The sequence below is a fragment of the Phyllobacterium sp. 22229 genome (assembly GCF_052056495.1).
In the GTDB taxonomy this organism is placed as follows: Bacteria; Pseudomonadota; Alphaproteobacteria; order Rhizobiales; family Rhizobiaceae; genus Phyllobacterium; species Phyllobacterium myrsinacearum.
In genome coordinates this window covers 74,455-94,076 of sequence record NZ_JBQEPA010000015.1, presented here as the reverse complement: position 1 = coordinate 94,076, position 19,622 = coordinate 74,455, and the positions used below count along the sequence as shown (strand labels likewise).

General features: G+C 61.1%; 22 protein-coding genes. 17 read left to right on the top strand and 5 right to left on the bottom strand.

The genetic code is table 11. The features are described from left to right. Positions 1-13 precede the first annotated feature (13 nt). Positions 14-1,726, top strand: coding sequence for a SulP family inorganic anion transporter (locus ACTJJ7_RS18625; protein WP_440968436.1), 1,713 nt, complete (start codon positions 14-16; stop codon positions 1,724-1,726). Between the two features lie 5 nt (positions 1,727-1,731). After that, a complete protein-coding gene (locus ACTJJ7_RS18620) occupies positions 1,732-2,352 on the top strand; it encodes a ParB-like protein (RefSeq protein ID WP_130270725.1) in 621 nt (206 codons plus the stop codon). Here the strand turns inward: ACTJJ7_RS18620 and phnF are convergent, their stop codons facing one another. Continuing rightward, complete coding sequence (gene phnF / locus ACTJJ7_RS18615) at positions 2,353-3,099, bottom strand: phosphonate metabolism transcriptional regulator PhnF (RefSeq protein WP_105732341.1); 747 nt, start codon at positions 3,097-3,099, stop codon at positions 2,353-2,355. Between the two features lie 84 nt (positions 3,100-3,183). Here phnF and phnG point away from each other — a divergent pair, with 84 nt between their 5' ends. From phnG to phnN, 14 genes are all read left to right on the top strand, one after another. Next, a complete protein-coding gene (gene phnG, locus ACTJJ7_RS18610) occupies positions 3,184-3,672 on the top strand; it encodes a phosphonate C-P lyase system protein PhnG (RefSeq protein WP_130270187.1) in 489 nt (162 codons plus the stop codon). Beyond that, entirely contained in the window at positions 3,672-4,283 is a 612-nt protein-coding gene (gene phnH / locus ACTJJ7_RS18605) for a phosphonate C-P lyase system protein PhnH (RefSeq protein ID WP_440968435.1), read from the top strand. The genes phnG and phnH overlap by 1 nt, the downstream gene beginning before the upstream one ends. A gap of 3 nt (positions 4,284-4,286) precedes the next feature. Further along, entirely contained in the window at positions 4,287-5,393 is a 1,107-nt protein-coding gene (locus ACTJJ7_RS18600) for a carbon-phosphorus lyase complex subunit PhnI (RefSeq protein ID WP_105732344.1), read from the top strand. Continuing rightward, positions 5,390-6,271: an alpha-D-ribose 1-methylphosphonate 5-phosphate C-P-lyase PhnJ gene (locus ACTJJ7_RS18595; protein WP_105732345.1), complete on the top strand. Its 882-nt coding sequence runs from the start codon at positions 5,390-5,392 to the stop codon at positions 6,269-6,271. The genes ACTJJ7_RS18600 and ACTJJ7_RS18595 overlap by 4 nt, the downstream gene beginning before the upstream one ends. 2 nt (positions 6,272-6,273) lie before the next feature. After that, positions 6,274-7,050: a phosphonate C-P lyase system protein PhnK gene (gene phnK, locus ACTJJ7_RS18590; protein ID WP_105732346.1), complete on the top strand. Its 777-nt coding sequence runs from the start codon at positions 6,274-6,276 to the stop codon at positions 7,048-7,050. Positions 7,051-7,054: 4 nt separating this feature from the next. Next, positions 7,055-7,762 carry a phosphonate C-P lyase system protein PhnL gene (gene phnL / locus ACTJJ7_RS18585; RefSeq protein WP_130270203.1) on the top strand — a complete coding sequence of 236 codons (708 nt, stop codon included), beginning with the start codon at positions 7,055-7,057 and terminating at the stop codon, positions 7,760-7,762. After that, positions 7,759-8,373, top strand: coding sequence for a DapH/DapD/GlmU-related protein (locus tag ACTJJ7_RS18580; protein WP_105732348.1), 615 nt, complete (start codon positions 7,759-7,761; stop codon positions 8,371-8,373). Before phnL ends, ACTJJ7_RS18580 begins: the two co-directional genes overlap by 4 nt. A 98-nt stretch (positions 8,374-8,471) precedes the next feature. Continuing rightward, positions 8,472-9,305: a phosphonate ABC transporter ATP-binding protein gene (gene phnC, locus ACTJJ7_RS18575; RefSeq protein ID WP_130270207.1), complete on the top strand. Its 834-nt coding sequence runs from the start codon at positions 8,472-8,474 to the stop codon at positions 9,303-9,305. Positions 9,306-9,419: 114 nt separating this feature from the next. After that, positions 9,420-10,331 (top strand): phosphonate ABC transporter substrate-binding protein, encoded by a 912-nt coding sequence (phnD, locus tag ACTJJ7_RS18570; protein ID WP_105733083.1) that lies wholly within the window; start codon positions 9,420-9,422, stop codon positions 10,329-10,331. 78 nt (positions 10,332-10,409) lie between these two features. Beyond that, the gene (gene phnE, locus ACTJJ7_RS18565; protein ID WP_105732350.1) at positions 10,410-11,369 is read left to right on the top strand and encodes a phosphonate ABC transporter, permease protein PhnE; all 960 of its coding nucleotides are present in this window, start codon (positions 10,410-10,412) and stop codon (positions 11,367-11,369) included. A 9-nt stretch (positions 11,370-11,378) separates the two neighbouring features. Next, entirely contained in the window at positions 11,379-12,713 is a 1,335-nt protein-coding gene (phnE, locus tag ACTJJ7_RS18560; RefSeq protein ID WP_440968434.1) for a phosphonate ABC transporter, permease protein PhnE, read from the top strand. 119 nt (positions 12,714-12,832) lie between these two features. Continuing rightward, positions 12,833-13,540: a DUF1045 domain-containing protein gene (locus ACTJJ7_RS18555; protein WP_440968433.1), complete on the top strand. Its 708-nt coding sequence runs from the start codon at positions 12,833-12,835 to the stop codon at positions 13,538-13,540. A 2-nt stretch (positions 13,541-13,542) separates the two neighbouring features. After that, positions 13,543-14,682, top strand: a complete 1,140-nt coding sequence (locus ACTJJ7_RS18550; RefSeq protein ID WP_105732353.1) for an alpha-D-ribose 1-methylphosphonate 5-triphosphate diphosphatase — start codon at positions 13,543-13,545, stop codon at positions 14,680-14,682. After that, positions 14,679-15,308, top strand: a complete 630-nt coding sequence (gene phnN, locus ACTJJ7_RS18545; RefSeq protein WP_105733084.1) for a phosphonate metabolism protein/1,5-bisphosphokinase (PRPP-forming) PhnN — start codon at positions 14,679-14,681, stop codon at positions 15,306-15,308. The genes ACTJJ7_RS18550 and phnN overlap by 4 nt, the downstream gene beginning before the upstream one ends. A 65-nt stretch (positions 15,309-15,373) precedes the next feature. On the opposite strand, the gene ACTJJ7_RS18540 is transcribed toward phnN, so the two are convergent. Next, the gene (locus ACTJJ7_RS18540; RefSeq protein WP_440968432.1) at positions 15,374-16,441 is read right to left on the bottom strand and encodes a porin; all 1,068 of its coding nucleotides are present in this window, start codon (positions 16,439-16,441) and stop codon (positions 15,374-15,376) included. A 314-nt stretch (positions 16,442-16,755) separates the two neighbouring features. Between ACTJJ7_RS18540 and dusA the strand changes: the two genes are divergently transcribed. Beyond that, complete coding sequence (dusA, locus tag ACTJJ7_RS18535; protein ID WP_440968431.1) at positions 16,756-17,766, top strand: tRNA dihydrouridine(20/20a) synthase DusA; 1,011 nt, start codon at positions 16,756-16,758, stop codon at positions 17,764-17,766. Between the two features lie 7 nt (positions 17,767-17,773). On the opposite strand, the gene ACTJJ7_RS18530 is transcribed toward dusA, so the two are convergent. The 3 genes from ACTJJ7_RS18530 to ACTJJ7_RS18520 are packed head-to-tail and all read right to left on the bottom strand — an operon-like array spanning position 17,774 to position 19,617. After that, positions 17,774-18,478 carry a retropepsin-like aspartic protease family protein gene (locus ACTJJ7_RS18530; protein WP_440968430.1) on the bottom strand — a complete coding sequence of 235 codons (705 nt, stop codon included), beginning with the start codon at positions 18,476-18,478 and terminating at the stop codon, positions 17,774-17,776. Then, positions 18,478-18,711: a DUF1289 domain-containing protein gene (locus ACTJJ7_RS18525; RefSeq protein ID WP_440968429.1), complete on the bottom strand. Its 234-nt coding sequence runs from the start codon at positions 18,709-18,711 to the stop codon at positions 18,478-18,480. Before ACTJJ7_RS18525 ends, ACTJJ7_RS18530 begins: the two co-directional genes overlap by 1 nt. Before the next feature lie 18 nt (positions 18,712-18,729). Beyond that, positions 18,730-19,617, bottom strand: coding sequence for an adenosylcobinamide-GDP ribazoletransferase (locus tag ACTJJ7_RS18520; RefSeq protein ID WP_440968428.1), 888 nt, complete (start codon positions 19,615-19,617; stop codon positions 18,730-18,732). Positions 19,618-19,622: the final 5 nt, after the last annotated feature.

Sequence of the window (19,622 nt, the reverse complement as noted above, 5' to 3'; positions counted from 1 at the left end):
ATGGAGGCGTTCAATGAAACAGGCGGGTGCCTCCAACACGGTGACAAGCGGCAGGAACTGGCTGCCGTTCCGCTCGCTTGCGGGATGGAGGCCGTCTGACCTCAACGGCGATGTCATTGCAGGCCTGACGCTGGCGGCCATCGCCATCCCCGAGCAGATGGCAACGGCGCGTCTCGGCGGTTTTGCCCCCGAGATCGGGTTTTTCGCCTTCATTGCCGGTTCGCTGGCCTTTGCCATCTTCGGAGCCAGCCGACATCTCTCCGCCGGGGCCGATTCAACCATCACGCCGATCTTTGCCGGCAGCCTTGCATTGCTGGCCACCAGCGGCTCGCCCGAATTCGGCCTTTTGGCGGCGGCACTCGGTTTGCTCGTCGGGCTGATCGTCGTGGCAAGCGGCATTTTCCGGCTCGGCTGGATTGCCGATCTTCTGTCGGTGCCGGTCACGACGGGGTTTCTTGCCGGTATTTCCATCCACATCATCATCTCGCAATTGCCCGGCCTCCTGGGCATCGCCGCGCAGTCGGGCGATGTGTTTCAGCGCGTCTCGGCAACCATTGTCAGCGCCGGACAGATCAACCCGTACAGCGTTGCCATCGGGGCAGGCGTGTTCCTGATCGTGTTCCTGTCGGAGCGGATCAATGCGCGGATACCCGGCGCGCTGCTGGGACTTGTCATCTCCACCCTTGCGGTGGTGCTGCTCGGCCTGCAAAGCCGCGGCGTGACGGTTCTCGGCCCGCTTCCCAACAGCCTGCCGCATGTTTCCCTGCCCACAATCGGTTTTGAGCAATTGCGCAGCCTGCTGCCCCTCGCATTGCTGGTCGCGGTGGTGGTGATGGTGCAGACGGCAGCCACCACGCGCTCCTTCGTTGCAAAAAACGGCGAGGCGCCTGACGTCAACCGCGATTTCGTCGGCGTGGGGGCGGGCAGCATTCTGTCGGGGCTTTTTGGCGCCTTTCCGGTCAATGCCAGTCCGCCGCGCACGGCAATTGTCACGGAAACCGGCGGGACATCGCAGGTCAGCGGCCTGATTGCGGCGGCGATTGTCCTGGCGCTCGTGGCGTTTGGCGGCCAGCTGCTGGCGAGCGTGCCGCACGCTGCCCTGGCGGGCATCCTGCTCTTTGTCGCCCAGAGGATCATCCGCTGGCCGACGATCATCGCCGTCTACCGGGAAGCGCGAGGCGAATTCGGCCTGATCCTCATCACCATGGCAGCGATCGTCGCCTTGCCCATTGAATCGGGGGTGACCATCGGCATCGGGCTGTCGCTGCTGCATGGCCTGTGGGCTGTGATGCGCGCCCGCCCCATCGAGTTCGAAAAGGTGCCCGGCAGTTCGATCTGGTGGCCGCCGGGCGCAGCCAAGGACGGCGAGAAGATACCCGGTGTGCTGGTCGTGGCGTTCCAGGCGCCGCTTTCCTTTGTCAATGCCGATGATTTCAAGCGCGGTCTGTGCAGCACCATCGATGCGAGCGGACCGGCGCTCAACCTTGTCGTCCTTGAAGCCAGCAGCATCATCGAGATCGATTATACGGCATCGCAAGCCCTGACCGACGTGATAAACTACTGCCGGAACGCCGACGTGAAATTTGCCATAGCCCGGCTGGAATCCGTCCGGGCGCAGAAGGCCCTGTCCCGGTTCGGGCTTATCGCTTTGCTCGGACAGGACAACATCTTTCACAGTGTCGATGATGCCATCCGAAAACTGGCACCGAACCAAGGGGAACGATGATGCAGATATCCGGAGCAAGAGAACCCATTGTAACGCCGGTTGCGATCAAGGATCTGCGGCCGACCCAGATCACCGTCGGGATGCGCGAAGTGGATGAAAAACGCAAGAAATGGCGCCAGCAGAAGGGCGAGAAGGGCGGCAAGTTTCTCGGCGAGCACATGATCCCGGTGGTGCTTGGACCGAACAGGCGCAATTACGTCATTGACCATCACCATCTGGCGCGCGCGCTGCATGAGGAGGGGGTCAAGGACATTCTCGTGACTGTCGTCAGCGACCTGTCTTCCCTCGAGAAGGACGCGTTCATGGTGGTTCTCGACAATCGCGGCTGGATGCATCCCTTTGATGCGGAGGGCAAGCGCCGTGACTATGCGGCCATTCCCAAGGCGATCAAGGATCTCGACGACGATCCGTTCCGCAGCCTTGCGGGTGAGCTGCGCCGTGCCGGCGGCTATGCCAAGGACACCACGCCGTTCAGCGAGTTCCTCTGGGCGGATTTTCTGCGGCGCAGGATAGGCCGCAAGACGGTGGAATCGGATTTTGACGCCGCTCTCAACCGTGCCCTCAAGGAAGCCAAGGGCGATGCCGCCGGTTATCTGCCGGGCTGGTGCGGGTCGGTGACGGATTAGTCAGACCATCGACTTGCCGTCGATTGCGATCTCCATCCGGTCGGCGGCAAAGCGGCTTCTGGCGTATTCAATGGGATGGCCGTCCATATCGACATTGATCGCCGTCGAGACGAGAACGATGGCGCCCGGCGACAGGCGCAGGTGCCGCAAATCCTCCGCATCCGCGTGGCGCGCGGCGATGATGGTCGATTTGCGCAGATAATCGTCAATCCCGGCCGCCTTGAGGGCGGCGGTGATGGAACCTGACACCCGGTAATCCTCGACCACATTGGGCACCCGCGCCGCGTCGAACCATGCGGTGGCGCAGGAAACGGGATTGCCGTCCGCCGTGTGCATGGAATCGATCCTGATCACCTGGCCGCCGGTCATGCCAAGGGCTGCGGCAACTTCTCCCTCAGCGTCCTCGATGCGGTGCCCCAGCAATATGCCTCTGGTCTCGCGCACCTGCGTCGACAGGATTTCGGAAAACCGCGTCCGCTCGCCGATGCGGTAGGTCAGTTTCCTGCTGTTGGCCACGAATGTGCCGCGGCCCTGTTCGGCGCGCAGCACGCCTTCCTTGGTCAGGGCGGCGATGGCGCTGCGGATGGTGTGGCGGTTGACCGCGAAGCGCTCGGCCAGGGTGACCTCCGGCGGCAGCTTGGCGCCGCTTGGCATTTTTCCCGCGGTGATGTCGCCGCGGATCTGGTCGGCAATCTGCCGCCAGATGGCAACGCCGCTGTTGCGGGTGATGAATCGCGCGGATTTCACGTTTTGTCATGCTCCTGTCATTGACGGCATTTATAGGTATGTTTATTGTCTAGTTGTATAGATAAATAGACAAATCTGAGCGAGATGTCAATGATCAAAGAAAATATACAGTCCACGCAAACCGGCAGCGCGCCGGATCTGCAGCGCAAGGCCGCCATGGCTCTTCTGGCGCAGGCGACGGCGCCTGAAATTACGGCCCTGTGGGCCGGATGGGGCGACAAGCCCGATGTCGAAACCCTGCGCGGCCCGGAGACCGGCCTCGTCATGCTGCGCGGCCGTATCGGCGGCGGCGGCGCGCCGTTCAACCTGGGCGAGGCGACCGTGACGCGCGCAACGGTGCGGCTCGGCAATGGTGCCGTCGGCCACGCCTATGCGCTTGGCCGCCACCGCGAGAAGGTGCGGCTTGCCGCGGTTTTCGATGCGCTGTGGCAGCAGCCGGAGTGCCGCGATGCGGTGGAGCGTGCGGTGCTTGCGCCGATTGCCGATCGTCTTGAACGCGACCGCACGTCGAAGCGCGCCGAGACCGCTGCGACCAAGGTCGATTTTTTCACAATGGTACGGGGTGACGACTGATGCATTCGGACACACAAATCTTCGAGGGCGGTTTCAGCGACAGCGTGCTCAATGCGCAGAGCGTTTTTCGCGCACTGATGGATGCGATGGCCAATCCCGGCAGGATTGTCGCGGTTGATGATCTCGCCGTGCCGCCTGCGCCGCTCACTCCCCTGGCTGCGTCGATTGCCGCAACTCTGTTCGATCACGACGCAACCGTGTGGTGTGATCGGGCGATCAGCGGTTCGGCGGCGTGCACCGGATGGCTGAAATTCCATACGGGTCTCGAACTGACCGGTGAGCCGGCGGATGCGGATTTTGCCCTGATCAGCGATGTGGCAACCATGCCGTCGCTTGAATCCTTCTGCCGCGGCACGTCGGAATATCCCGACCGTTCGACCACGCTGATCCTGCAGATCGATGGTTTCGACGGCGCGGACACGCTTGTTCTGGAAGGGCCGGGGATCAAGGGTTCCATGGCCTTCTCTCCCAGCCAGCTGCCGAAAATGTTCATCGATCAATGGATCGCCAACCGCGCGGCCTTCCCGCGCGGTGTCGACCTGATCTTCGCCGGCAAGGGGGCGCTTGCCGCGCTGCCCCGCACCACGCGCATCAAGAAGACGGAGGCCTGAACCATGTATGTTGCAGTCAAGGGCGGTGAAGCCGCCATTCGCAATGCGCACAAGCTTCTGGCCGACCGGCGCCGCGGCGACCGGGATGTTGCGCCCGTCCAGCTCGACCAGATTGTCGAGCAGCTGTCGCTCGCCGTCGACCGGGTCATGGCCGAGGGCTCGCTTTACGATCCGGAACTGGCGGCGCTCGCCATCAAGCAGGCGCGCGGCGATCTGATCGAGGCGATCTTCCTGGTGCGTGCCTACCGGACCACATTGCCCCGTTTCGGCTATACCAAGGCGCTGGAAACGGCGCAGATGCAGATCGAACGGCGCATTTCCGCCACGTTCAAGGATCTTCCCGGCGGGCAGCTTCTGGGCCCGACATTCGATTACACCCACCGCCTGCTCGATCCTGAGCTTGCCGTGGATGCACCGATTGAAACACCCGGCCAGCGTGATGAGCCGGAGGTTTTCACGCCGCGGGTTACCGATATTCTCGGCCATGACGGCATGATCGAGGAAGATGGCGAGCTGCCGGAAGGCGCAGTCGCCGGGGATTTGACCCGCGAACCGCTGACCTTCCCGCTGGAGCGCGATCTGCGCCTGCAGGCGCTGGCACGCGGCGATGAAGGTTTTCTGCTGGGGCTCGCCTATTCGACCCAGCGCGGTTATGCCCGCAGCCATCCCTTCGTCGGTGAAATCCGCATCGGCGAGGTCGAGGTTGAACTTGAAGTCGCGGAGCTGGATTTCCCGCTGACGCTCGGCACCATCCGGGTGACGGAATGCCAGATGGTCAACCAGTTCAAGGGATCGGCAAAGCAGCCGCCGCAGTTCACCCGCGGCTACGGCCTGGTGTTCGGCCAGAGCGAGCGCAAGGCGATGTCGATGTCGCTGTGCGACCGTGCCCTGCGGGCAAGGGAGCTGGGCGAAGACATCACCGCCACCGCGCAGGACGAGGAATTCGTCATTTCCCACAGTGACAACGTGCAGTCGACGGGCTTCGTCGAGCACCTGAAATTGCCGCACTATGTGGATTTCCAGGCCGAACTCGATCTCATCCGGCGCATGCGCGCTGAACATGAGCGCAACCGGCTCGCCGGCGTCGAAACCAAAGAGGCAGCAGAATGACCGATCTAGCGACCTATAATTTTGCCTATCTGGATGAACAGACCAAGCGGATGATCCGCCGCGCCATCCTGAAAGCCATTGCCATTCCGGGATATCAGGTGCCGTTCGCCTCGCGCGAAATGCCAATGCCCTATGGCTGGGGCACCGGCGGCGTGCAGGTGACCGCCGCCGTTCTTGGGCCGGACGATACGTTGAAGGTGATAGATCAGGGTGCCGATGACACGACCAATGCCGTGTCGATCCGGGCTTTCTTCCAGAAAGTCGCCAATGTCCGCGTGACCACGAAAACGGCTGAAGCAACGATCATCCAGACGCGCCACCGCATTCCCGAAGCGCAGCTGCAGGCGGGACAAATCCTCGTCTATCAGGTGCCGATCCCCGAGCCGCTGCGGTTCCTGGAGCCGCGCGAGACCGAAACCCGCAAGATGCATGCGCTCGAAGAATATGGCCTGATGCATGTCAAGCTCTATGAGGACATTGCCCGCCACGGCCATATCGCCACCACCTATGCCTATCCGGTAAAGGTCGAGGGCCGCTATGTGATGGACCCGTCGCCGACGCCGAAGTTCGACAATCCGAAGATGCATATGTCCCCGGCATTGCAGCTTTTCGGGGCAGGGCGCGAAAAGCGCATCTATGCGGTTCCGCCCCATACGGAAGTCGTCAGCCTCGATTTCGAGGATCATCCCTTTGAAATCCAGACATTTTCCCAGCCGTGTGCCCTGTGCGGGGCGAAGGGCAGCTATCTGGACGAGGTCATTCTCGATGACAAGGGCGGCAGCATGTTCGTCTGTTCGGATACGGATTTTTGTGAAGACCGGCAGGCCAAGGGGCACCGCGGTGCACTGGCGGCAGATACTGCGGAGGCAGCGGAATAATCATGAGCGATACACCCCTTTTGAAGGTCAGGGACCTTTCGAAATTCTACGGCAGCCGCATCGGCTGCCAGAATGTCTCGTTCGAGCTGTGGCCGGGCGAAGTGCTGGCGATTGTCGGCGAATCCGGATCGGGCAAGACCACCTTGCTCAACTGCCTGGCCACGCGTCTTGCCCCATCGGCCGGTTCGGTGGAGTACCGCATGCGCGACGGCCAGTTCCGCGATCTCTACCGCTTGAGCGAGGCGGAACGCCGCTTTCTCATGCGCACCGACTGGGGTTTCGTGCATCAGAATCCGGCCGATGGGTTGCGGATGACCGTTTCCGCCGGCGCCAATGTTGGCGAGCGGCTGATGGCCATCGGCGACCGGCATTATGGCAATATCCGTGCGACGGCGACGGATTGGCTGGGCCGGGTGGAAATCGCCTCCGACCGCATCGATGACCAGCCGCGCGCCTTTTCCGGCGGCATGCGCCAGCGCCTGCAGATTGCGCGCAACCTCGTCACCAATCCCCGGCTCGTGTTCATGGATGAGCCGACCGGCGGTCTCGACGTGTCGGTGCAGGCGCGTCTACTTGATCTGTTGCGCGGGCTGGTGAGCGATCTCGGGCTTGCGGCCATCGTCGTCACCCACGATCTCGCCGTCGCCCGGCTGCTCTCGCACCGGATGATGGTGATGAAGGACGGCCATATCGTTGAAACCGGTCTGACCGACCGGGTGCTTGACGATCCGCAGGCGCCTTACACCCAGCTTCTCGTTTCCTCCATTCTGCAGGTCTAGCATCATGCCAACACCTCTCGTTGTTTCCGATGTCGCCAAGAGCTTCACCATGCATCTGCGCGACGGTATCCGTCTGCCCGTGGTGGCGAATGTCTCGTTTTCCATCAAGGCGGGTGAATGCGCCGTTCTCGGCGGTCCGTCCGGAGCGGGCAAAAGCTCGATCCTCAAAATGGTCTATGGCAATTATGCCGTGGATCACGGCCAGATCATCGTGCCCTATGGCGACCGGCTGGTCGATCTTGCCACCGCCGATCCGCGTACGGTTCTCGGCGTGCGCCGCGACATGATCGGCTATGTCAGCCAGTTCCTGCGCACCGTGCCGCGCGTGTCGGCGCTCGATGTGGTCGCCGAACCGCTGGTGGCGCGCGGCATCGACCGCACCGAAGCCCGCGACAAGGCCGCGGCCCTGCTTGCCGGGCTCAATCTGCCAGAACGCCTCTGGTCGCTGCCGCCTGCCACCTTCTCCGGCGGTGAACAGCAGCGCGTCAACATTGCGCGCGGTTTCATCACCGATCACCCGATCCTGCTTCTGGACGAGCCCACCGCTTCGCTCGATGCCAAAAACCGCGAAGTGGTCGTTTCGATGATCCGCGGCAAGAAGGCGGCGGGGATCGCCATGCTCGGGATTTTCCACGACGAGGATGTGCGCGAGGCCGTGGCCGACCGCATCATCGATGTGACTGCATTTGCCGTGCAGAGCGAGGCGGCATGACCCGGCTTTCCCCAACACCGCTCATTCACGCGACTGCGCACGTCGAGGACAGCGAACTCGGCCGCTATACGGAGATTTCCGAGCGCTGCCGGATCAGCGAGACGAAACTCGACGACTATTCCTACATCATGCAGGACGGTGCCGTCTGGTGCGCCACGATCGGCAAGTTCGCCAATATAGCGGCGAGCGTGCGCATCAACGCGACCAACCATCCGACATGGCGGGCAACGCTGCATCACTTCACCTATCGTGCCGGTGACTACTGGGACGATGCGGGTCCGGAGGAGTCATTTTTTGAATGGCGCCGCACCAATCAGGTGCGTATCGGCCATGACGTCTGGATCGGCCATGGCGCAACGGTTTTGCCCGGTGTTACCGTCGGCAATGGCGCGGTGATCGGGGCAGGGGCGGTCGTTTCACGCGATGTTGATCCCTATACGATTGTCGGCGGTGTACCCGCCCGCAAGATCCGCGACCGTTTCGACAAAAACACGGCAGAACGCCTGCAAACACTGGCATGGTGGGACTGGGATCATGCACGCCTGCGTGGTGCTCTGGATGATTTTCGCGCCCTCGATATCGAGGCATTTCTCGAAAAACATTCAGGCTGATTTCTGCTGTCAACAATTGTCATGTAAGTGCAACAAAAGTGCCATCGCACCTTCACACTAGGGCTTTAGGACAGGGCAATACCAACAAGGATTGGCCTATGCTGAAGATTGAAAACGTGACACGTCGCTTTGGCAGCAATATTGCCATCGACAATGTCAATGTTGAAATCCCGCAGGGGCAGATGGTCGGAGTCATCGGTCGCTCGGGTGCCGGCAAGTCGACGCTGCTGCGCATGATCAACCGCCTGATCGACCCTTCGGAAGGGTCGATCATTTTCGACGGCAAGGATGTGGCCAAGCTCAACGGCTCGGCGCTGCGAAACTGGCAACGCGATTGCGCGATGATCTTTCAGCAGTTCAACCTTGTTCCCCGCCTCGATGTCCTGACCAATGTCCTCCTTGGACGCCTGAACCACCGGTCCACCATCAAAAGCCTTCTCGGCATATTCTCACGCGAAGAACGTGCCATGGCAATCGCCGCCCTTGAGCGGCTCGATATTGCCAAAACCGCCCTGCAGCGGGCCGGAACGCTCTCCGGCGGACAGCAGCAGCGGGTCGCCATCGCCCGGGCGCTGATGCAGAACCCCAAAGTCATTCTCGCCGACGAACCCATCGCCTCGCTTGATCCGCGCAATGCGCAGGTGGTGATGGAATCCTTGCGTGATATCAATGAGAAAGAGGGTCTTACCGTCATCACCAACCTGCATACGCTCGATACGGCGCGGCATTTCTGCGAGCGCATCATCGGCATGCAGGGCGGCAAGGTGGTTTTTGACGGGACACCCGACGATCTGACCGAGGCTGCCGCCCGCCGCATCTATGGTGCTGATGGCCTGAAGGATGCTTTCTCGGAAGCTATCACATCGACAAGCATTGCGCGCCATGCGCCGACACCCATCCCCGAATTAGAGGCCATTTTGGCCGCGCGTTGAGCATTTTCCGGCCATCAGGCCGGAAAATGCAGAGCAAATGGATCGGCTTGCCCACGTAACGGGCCCAAGTCCACATAAAAAACTCTGGAAGCTTTGACAGGAGAGATAGTCATGTTGCTTAAGAAAGCCCTTATGGGTGCGATTGCAATCAGCGCCATGTTTGCAGGCTCGATGGCTCGTGCCGAAAACCTTGAAACCTTTCGCGTCGGTATCATCGGCGGCGAAAACGAAGCAGACCGTCTGCGCAACTACCAGTGCATCGTCGACAAGCTGCCAAAGGTTCTCGGCGTCAAGGACGTCAAACTGTTCCCGGCGACGGATTATGATGGCGTCATCCAGGGCCTGCTCGGCGGCACCCTCGACTATGCGGAACTGGGCGCTTCTGGCTTTGCCAAAATCTATCTGACCAATCCGAAGGCTGTCGAGCCGATCCTGACCACCGTCCAGACCGATGGCGCGACCGGTTACTACTCGATCATGGTTGCCCGCAAGGACAGCGGCATCAAGACGCTGGCCGACATGAAGGGCAAGAAGCTCGGCTTTGCCGATCCGGATTCCACGTCCGGCTACCTCATTCCGGTGACTTCGCTGCCGAAAGACATCAAGACCTCGGTCAAGGAGTATTTTTCCGAAACCGGTTTTGGCGGCGGCCATGAAAACCTCGTTCTCGCCGTCAAGGACGGCAAGTTCGATGCCGGCACGACATTCGGCTCCGGCGTCGGTTCCTTCGATGAAGGCTACACGTCAGGCAATCTGCGCAAGATGGTCGACAAGGGCCTGATCGACATGAAGGATTTCGTTGAACTCTGGAAGTCGCCGCTGATCCCGAACGGCCCGATCGTTATCCGCACCTCGCTGGATGCCGACCTGAAGAACAAGTTCAAGGCCTTCATGCTCGACCTGCCGAAGAGCGATCCTGCCTGCTTCGCAGCCACCATGGGCGGCGATTTCAAGAGCTATACTGAGGTCAACACCCAGTTCTATCAGCCCATCATCGACGCCCGCAAAGCGCAGATCGGCGGATAAGCCTGTCACGCATCATCACGGCCAGTTCTGCGGATCTGGCCGTGATTTTGTTTGCGGGCACCTTGAAGGACGTGTGCAATGAGCAGAACCGCTTCCCCTGAGTTGTCGTCCGACGGCATCCAGATCGAACGGCACTGGCAGGAGCTTGCCGGCCGCCGCCGTGCCTATAGCTGGATCATCGCCATAGGGCTGCTGGTGACGATTGCCGGGTCGCTGTGGTTTGCCAATGAATCCAATGCAGGCAAGTTTTTCGACCGTTTGCCGCATCTCTTCGATTTTGCCGGGGATCTGATCCCGCGCGACGGATGGGAAGTCTGGCGCGCCATGTTCGACCTGCCGTCGCCCTATTTCGACGGAAGCCTGAAGTACGACTACCCGGAAGGGCGGGTCTATCTCTTCGGCAGCTTCTATATGCCCGAATATTTCTACAAGATGCTGGAAACGCTCAATATTGCGATTTTGGCGACACTCGCCGGTTTCATCTTCGGCTTCATGATCTGCTTTCTGGCGGCCAAGAATCTCGTGAAGAACCGCTTCATCCGGTTTGCCGCGCGCCGTTATATGGAAATCCTGCGCGCCTTTCCGGAAATCGTCATTGCCGGCTTCTTCGCCGCCATCCTGTCGCTCGGGCCAATTCCAGCCATGTTCGCCGTCGGCATCCACACGATCGGTGCGCTCGGCAAACTGTTCTTCGAAGTCGTCGAGAATGCCGACATGAAGGCGGATGAGGGATTGCGCGCTGTCGGCGCCAACTGGTTCGAGCGCGTCGGCTTCGGCATCGTGCCGCAGGTCATGCCGAATTTCATGTCCTATGCGCTGCTGCGGCTTGAGATCAATGTGCGCGCCTCGACCATCATCGGCGCCGTTGGCGGCGGTGGTATCGGCGAGGAGCTGCGCCTGTCCATCGGGCGCGGTCACCAGGCCAAGACGCTGGCGATCATCCTGCTCCTGTTCGTCACCATCATTGCCGTGGATCAGTTTTCCGCATGGCTGCGCCGCCGCCTCGTTGGCGAGCAGGCCTTCACTGCCGGTGGTTAGGATATTATCATGAGCGCTATCACAGCCGACACCATTGCCGATTTCGAAACCCGGTATCCCGCCGTTTTCAACCCGCCGTTCTGGCGCCGTTTCATGCCTGTGCTGATTGCGGCGGGCATCGTGGCCTATGTGTTTTATTGCTGGTGGTTCTTTTCCATCGGCACCGTGCTTGCCAGCGGCCAGTGGCAACGTGCCGAACTCTATGCCCGCGACTGGGTGTCCTATGCCATCAAGACCACGGTTCGGCCGGGGCCGACGGGCGCGACCGTCAGCTATCCCCGGTTCTCCGAGCTGGGCGACAATCCGAACCCGAGCTGGGTGGTGAAGGACGGCAACAATGTCGCCATCCTCTTCGGTTCGGACAAGAAGCTCGACATCAACGATCAGCGCGTCATCGCCACGCGGGGCGGCGAGACCCTGACGGTGCTGCTGGCGGCAGACGGCGCCAAGCCGCAGGGGCCGCTGCCGGGCTGGGCAACCCTCAAGGAAGACCAGGTGACGGTGAGTTTCGGCTTTGCCGGGCAGGCCGACATCATTCCGCAGCGGGTCGTGGTGAGCCGCCGGTTCCTCGGCTGGGCGAATTTCGTCTTCGATACGAGTTCGCCGTTCTGGGGGAAATCCTTCGGCGAGGTGGCCTCGCTGATCGTCAGCGGCGAGCGCATCAAGCCCGAAATGTCGAATGCATCGCTTGCCTTCGATAATATCTGGTTCAACTCCTCATGGCAGCACGGCGATGTCTGGACAAAACTGTTGCAGACCATCGTCATGGCCTTCATGGGCACGCTGATGGCATCGCTGCTGTCGTTTCCGCTGGCCTTCATAGCCGCGCGCAACATCACGCCGAATGTCTTCGCCAACCAGATCACCAAGCGCTTCTTCGACTTCCTGCGTTCGGTTGATATGCTGATCTGGGCGCTGTTCTTCACCCGCGCTTTCGGTCCCGGACCGCTCGCCGGTATCTCGGCGATCTTCTTCACCGACACCGGCACGCTCGGCAAGGTCTATTCGGAAACACTTGAAAACATCGATGACAAGCAGCGCGAGGGCGTCAAATCCGTCGGCGCGTCGCCGGCCAATGTGCAGCGCTACGGTGTCCTGCCGCAGGTATTGCCGGTTTTTGCCAGCCAGGCGCTGTATTTCTGGGAATCCAACACCCGCTCGGCCACCATCATCGGTGCCATGGGGGCGGGCGGCATCGGCCTGAAATTGTGGGAAGCGATGCGCACCAACACCAACTGGCACAATGTTGCCTATATGGTTGTCCTGATCCTCGTCGTGATATTCATCTTTGACGGCATATCGAATGCGCTGCGCTCGCGTTTGACCGGAAAGAACCAACATTAGAGCAAGTTTTATTCACCCGGCAGAATGGCTCCGAATAAATAAAACTTGCTCTCAATCTCGACGTTCAAAGGCTTGTCATATTTGAAGCGTAACGCGAGACTGTTCCAGAGGAATCATCCATGCGCTATGCAATCTATTTCACGCCGCCATCGGCCGACCCGCTATTGAAGGTGGCTGCAAACTGGCTTGGCCGCAACGCCTTTACCGGCCAGCCGGTACGGCCGCCGCAGATCCGCGATCTGGCGCATGAGGATTTTGCCCAGCTCACGGAGTCGGCGCGCCGCTACGGTTTTCACGCAACGCTGAAGGCGCCGTTCCATCTGGCTGAGAGGATCGAAGAGCGCGAGCTTCTTTCGGCGCTCATGCATTTTGCCTCCTCGATCGAGCCGGTGGAAATCCCCAAGTTGACCATCGCCAATCTTGACGGTTTTTTTGCCCTCGTGCCCGAAGAACCGCTGGAGAAGCTGAACCAGCTGGCCAATGACGTGACGGTGGCTTTCGACCGGTTTCGTGCGCCGCCGAGCGAAGCCGAAATCAAGCGCCGCAACCCGGAAAACCTGTCGCCGGCCCAGCGCCGCAATCTGGAGCAATGGGGCTATCCCTATGTTTTCGAGGACTTTCGCTTCCACATGACCCTGACTGGTCCGGTTCCCGAGCGTGACCGGCCCAAAATCGAACGTATTCTGAGTGAATTCTTGGAGCCAGTCCTCGAAGAGCCAGTCGAAATCAACAATCTCGCTTTGTTTACGGAAGCCGAGCCGGGCTTCCCCTTTGAAATTCACTCGCTGCATCCGCTGGCCGGAACCAACAGAAGAAAGACTGCCTGATCATGTCCGCCGAATTGATCCTGAACAACGCGCAAATCGTGCTCGAAAATGACGTCATCAAGGGGTCCGTGCTGATCCGTGACGGCAAGATTGCCGATATCTCGACGGGGACCGCAGCGGGCGGTGAAGATTTTGACGGTGACTATCTCATTCCGGGACTTGTCGAGCTGCACACGGACCATCTGGAAGGCCATTATGCGCCGCGTCCGCGCGTGCGCTGGAACCCGATTGCCGCGGTTCTCGCCCATGACGCCCAGATCGCCACGTCGGGCATCACCACGGTGCTCGATGCGCTGCGCATCGGTCTCGACCGCGATGCTGATATGTCCGCCGAAGAAATCCGCAAGCTGGCCGACGCGATCGAAGACAGCGTGCAGCAGGATCGCCTGCGCGCCGATCACTATTTCCACCTGCGCTGCGAAGTGTCGGTGGCCGATTGTCTCGATGGCTTCAAATTCTTCGACAATGACAGCCGGGTGCGGCTGGCCTCGCTGATGGATCATGCGCCGGGCCAGCGCCAGTTCGTCGACCTGGAAACCTATGCCTATTACTACCAGCGCAAGCTGAAGCTGTCCGATCTCGAGTTCAACGTGTTCTGCGAACAGCGCATGGAGGAATCGGCGCGCCATTCCGCACCTCACCGGAAAGCCATTTCCGAATTGTGCCGCGAGCGCGGCATCGTGCTCGCCAGCCATGACGACGCGACGACAGCCCATGTGGACGAGGCTGTAGAGCAGGGCATCCACGTGGCGGAATTCCCGACGACGCTGGAAGCGGCGGCTGCCTCCAAGCAGGCGGGCCTTGCCGTGCTGATGGGCGCGCCGAATGTCGTGCGCGGCGGTTCGCATTCCGGCAATGTCTCGGCGCGCGAGCTGGTCGAACATGGCCACCTCGACATCCTGTCTTCCGACTACATTCCGTTCAGCCTGATCCAGTCGACATTCTTCCTGAGCGACGTGGTCGAGGGGATTACCCTGCCGGATGCGGTGCGGCTGGTGACCAAGAACCCGGCCGAGGCGGTTGGTTTTGACGACCGTGGCGTCATCGAAATCGGCAAGCGCGCCGATCTGGTGCGGGTCCGCGTTGACGAGCACATTCCGGTCGTCCGCACGGTGTGGCGCGAAGGCCGCCGGGTGGTCTGATGGCAGCGGCAACGATCGAGCGCGCACTCAACCCGGCATCGGCGCCGTTGCGCAACGGCGTGTTTGTCGCCGTTGTCGGCCCGAGCGGCGCAGGCAAGGACACGATCATGGATTTTGCCCGCGACGCGCTGCGCGGTCAGCCGGATTTTCATTTCGTGCGCCGCGTGGTGACACGGCCGTCAACGGTCGATGCGGAAGACCATGACAGCCTGGGTGAGGAAGAGTTTCTGGCTGCGCAGCGGGCAGGGGCGTTCTGCCATTGCTGGGAAGCGCATGGTTTGCGCTATGGCTTGCCCGTCTCGGTGGATCAGAAGGTGGAACAGGGCGCAGTGGCCATTGCCAATGTGTCGCGCGGCGTGCTGCCCGCCTTGCGCCAGTCCTATGCCAACTTCATCGTCGTGCACATTACCGCGTCGCCCGAGGTTCTGGCGCAGCGTCTGGCCGCGCGCGGCCGCGAGGATGCCGAGGAAATCAAGCGCCGGCTGATGCGGGCAGCACCCAATCCGTGCGATCCCTCCGATGCGGTCATGATCGACAATTCGGGCGAGGTTGCCGTTGCGGGCAGCGCCTTCGTCGCTGTGCTGAGGAAATCATCGGCATTTGCCGCCGTTTCCGAGCAGATCTGAACAAGACTCACCGAGAAAAGCAAAAACCGGGGGCAAGCCCCCGGTTTTTCTATTCTTCAGCCGCCTTAGAAATTGCGCTGGAAGCGGATCGTGCCGCCGAAAGCATCATCCTTGCCGCCATTGGCCAGCGAGGTGTCCTTCCGGTCGCCGTCAAACTTGGTGTAGTTCACTTCCGGCGTGATCGTGAAGCCGGGGACGAGTTCGTAGGCAACGTTCAAAGCCGCAGCGACGGTGCCTTCCGATTCGTAGCCCACGAGGCCATTGACGGTTGCCTTGTCGGAAACCTTGGCGGCCAGTCCGCCCCAGGCAGCCCAGTCACCATGCCATGGCGCAAGGAAGTTGCGGTTGACGCGTGTGGTGTCGTAGCCGGACTGATAGCCGCCCATGACGAAAGCCGAGAACGTGTCGGTGAACTTGAGGTCAAAGCGCAGCTTGCCGGCGAATTCTTCCACATTGGAGTCATAACCGCCGATGGCACTGACGCCGCCCCAGCCCTGCTCGAACTTCACACCGCCCATCAGGTGCGGCAGGTAGCTGTCGATGACATAGCCGGAATAGCCGTCATTGGTCGAACCCTGTTCGGCGGCGACGATCAGCGACAAGCCATTGCCCGCAGCATAGGTATAGCTGACCTGATTGCTTGCCCAGCTGTTGTAGTTGATCACATCGTCATTGATGATGTTGCCGGCATAATTGGTCCACGAGCCGAAGATTTCATCGGCAACACCGATGCGGAAGCCGCCAAGCTCGATGAAGGCCTGCGGAATGGTGCCGCCGCTGTTCACGCCATTGGTGTATTCGAAACGGGTCTGGATGTAGGAGCGCAATGTGCCGAGTTCGGTTTCCGAACGGGCATCGAAGCGGATTTCGGTGCGCAGATGCTTGTTCCAGGTGCCGAACTCGCCACCGCTGTAGACGTTGTCGCCTGCGCCAACGTCGTAACGCAGATAACCGCCAATCTTCAGGCAGGTTTCAGTGCCGGGGATGTAGAAGAAGCCCTTGCCATAAGCATCGCAGACGCGAACATACTCAACTGGTTCCGGCTCTGCCACGACGATAGCATCCGCTGCGCGGGCGCCAGTAACGGCAATCAATGCTGCTGCTGAGCCAAGAAGAAAACCTTTGATGTTCATCGAGAACCTCCATCCAAATCGATAAATCTGTTTTAGGCCGTTTTTTACGGCGGTGTAAAACTGAAAAAATGCCGAACCGGCGGTTCGATAGACCTTGTTGCGGTTTTATCACGCTACTAAGATTGCGATGCCGGTTGCTGGCGCTGCTGTGCGAAAGCCGTGCTCCGGTGGACAAAACGGCTGCCGGGCATTATGAGAGGCGGCGCAAACCGTGGCGGCGGCGGCGAAAATCCCGCCCCTTTGACCGCCACGCCGCGCAATCGTGAATTGCGCTGGCAGACCAGACAACCAATCGAGAGCATGCGGACGTGGCAATGATGGCTGAACAGAACAATGGCTACACGCACAACCGCTTTGCGGTTGCGCCGATGATCGATTGGACTGATCGCCATTGCCGGACGCTGCACCGCCAGTTCACGCGTCATGCCTTGCTCTACACCGAAATGATCGTCGCGGATGCGGCCATCCACGGCAACCGTGACCGCCTGCTGGGCTTTTCCAGCGCTGAGCATCCCGTTGCCCTGCAGCTCGGCGGCTCCGATCCGGCCAAGCTCGCCGAGGCGGCGCGGGTGGGGGAAGCCTTTGGCTACCGCGAGATCAACCTGAATGTCGGCTGTCCATCGGACCGCGTGCAGTCCGGCACCTTCGGTGCCTGCCTGATGAAGACGCCCGGTCTGGTGGCCGACTGCGTCGCGGCGATGAAGCGGTCGGTATCCATTCCCGTGACGGTCAAATGCCGCATCGGTGTCGATGATCAGGATATCGAACCGGCGCTCGACGATCTGGCTGGCGGCGTGTTCGCGGCCGGTGCGGACGCCCTGTGGGTGCATGCACGCAAGGCTTGGCTCAAGGGGCTTTCACCGAAGGAGAACCGGGATACTCCGCCGCTGGATTATGACCGCGTCTACCGGCTCAAGCGGCAAAACCCGAGTCAATTCATCGGGATCAATGGCGGCATTCAGACGCTCGATGAAGCGCTTCATCATTTGAATCATGTGGATGGGGTCATGCTCGGCCGCGCCGCCTACAACAATCCCATGCTGCTCGCCGACGTCGACAGGGCGATTTATGGCGATACCCGTCCGGCGGCACCCGTCGATGCGATCATCGACCATATGTGCGCCTATGCGGACGCGCATGTGCGGCAGGGCGGACGCGTCTCGCATATAGCCCGCCACATGGTCGGCATGTTTCACGGCGCGGCCGGTGCGCGGCGCTGGCGCCAGATTCTGTCGACGGAAGCCAACAGGCCGGATGCGGACAGCGGCGTCATCCGCCGTGCCTATGCGGCCGTGCAGGCCGGATCGGCTGATCAGGCCGCCTGATTGCGTTCTATTCCGACAGGATCAGGCGATCGCCGCGCACGGAAAAACCGCTGAGGGTGTTGAGGAAATTCATGCCGAGCAGGCTGCCGTCCATGCGGCCCTCCTGCGCGACCATGGCACGGATGTTGCGCCGCACGATGGCGCCAATGCGGATTTCGTCCAGCATGACGATGGCAGCGGTGGCAGAACCGTTCGCCGTCATGATCGGCGTCCTGTAGGCCAGCTTGTCCGGATTAAGGCCCGCCCGCCGCGCATCGTCATAGGAGAGCACGATGGACGACGCGCCGGTATCAACCATGAAGCTGACAGACGCGCTGTTGACCGAGCCCTTGACCTCGAAATGGCCGTTTTCCGCCTTGGCCAGCGTCACTGTCACGCCGCCATCGCCGTCCCTTGCGGAAACCGGGCTGCCGGGAACGAGCCCCGCCGTGACGCGGTGGCCGATGTCCTGCAGTTCATAGCGATACTGGTAACCGGCAACCAGGGCCATCAGGATAACCAGCCACATGGCCATATTGCGCAGGAAATGGCTGAGCGGAATGCCGGACCCGAGCAGGCCCGCGGCAATCACGATGCCCCAGATGCTCATATAGGCAAGGCGGGCGAACTGGTCATTGGCCAGCCCCAGCGTCGTGCCGCTGCCAGTGTTGGCGATGAGAAGCAGGGTCGTTCCGGCGATGAGGGCGATGATGATCCAGAACAGGCGGGGCATCAGATGCCACCCTCCTTTTCGCGGGCCATGCGGGTGCGCCGGGTTTCGCGGCGCGGGCGGCGTTCGATGCTGTCGAGACGGGCGGCAAGGCCGGCCATGACAGTCCGGCGGTCATCCGGCGTCATCGTCAGCCATGCGCCTATCTCCTCGCGCGTGCGCCCGCAGCCGAAACAATAGCCGGTCTTCATGTCGATGGCGCAGACGAGGATGCAGGGTGACTCGATGGTGCTCATATCCCAGATTTGGTACAGTTAGACCGCAATCACAAGCCCGAGCAAAAGCGAAATCGTTGCCAGTTGCTGCATGGCGCCCAATGTATCGCCGGTCTGCCCGCCGATCTTGTCGCGGCAGAGGGCTGCAAAACCATAAAACACCAATCCGGCCAGGCAGGCGGGAACAATCACGGCAAAAGCTCCGCCGGCTGCGCCATAGCCGATCACGAGAATGACCCCGCCGATGATCAGGCTGAAATTGGCGGCGTCTTCGGTCGGCGTGCCCGCGCTATCGGCAACGCCGCCGGAGCGGGCGGAGGGGAGCATCTGCCAGAATTTGACCAGGATGGCCCGGCTGGCTGCCTCCGTTGCCACCAGAACGGCGATGGAGGCAAGGGGGCTGAGATCGCTGAGAATATCCATATAGAAGGCAACGCGCAGAAGCACGGAGAGGATCAGCGCGAGCGTGCCATAGGAGCCGATGGCCGAATCCTTCATGATCTCCAGCCGCCGTGCGCTGGTTTTCCCGCCATAGAAGCCGTCGGCAACGTCGGCAAGGCCGTCCTCGTGCAGCGCGCCGGTGACCATGATCGAGACGGTGACCAGCAGCAGCGCGGTGACGAATTCCGGCAGGTCGAGGGTGTGTCCGACAAGGATGACCACCGCGGCGGGCAGGGCAATCAGCACCCCGGCCAGCGGAAAGCCGCGCACGGTGTCGTGCAGTGACCCCTGATAATTCTCGAACCATTGCGGCGAGACGGGCCAGCGCGACAGAAAGGCCAGCGCCCGCATTGTTTCCTTCACCAGTTCCATGACCTGTTCCCGTTCAGCAAAGCCAGCGGCCGGGGGCGCGACATTCAATGCCGCCCGATGGCCTTTGCGTTTTGTCTGCCAAAGCTTATAGGACGTGCATCGATAATTTGCCATGAAGA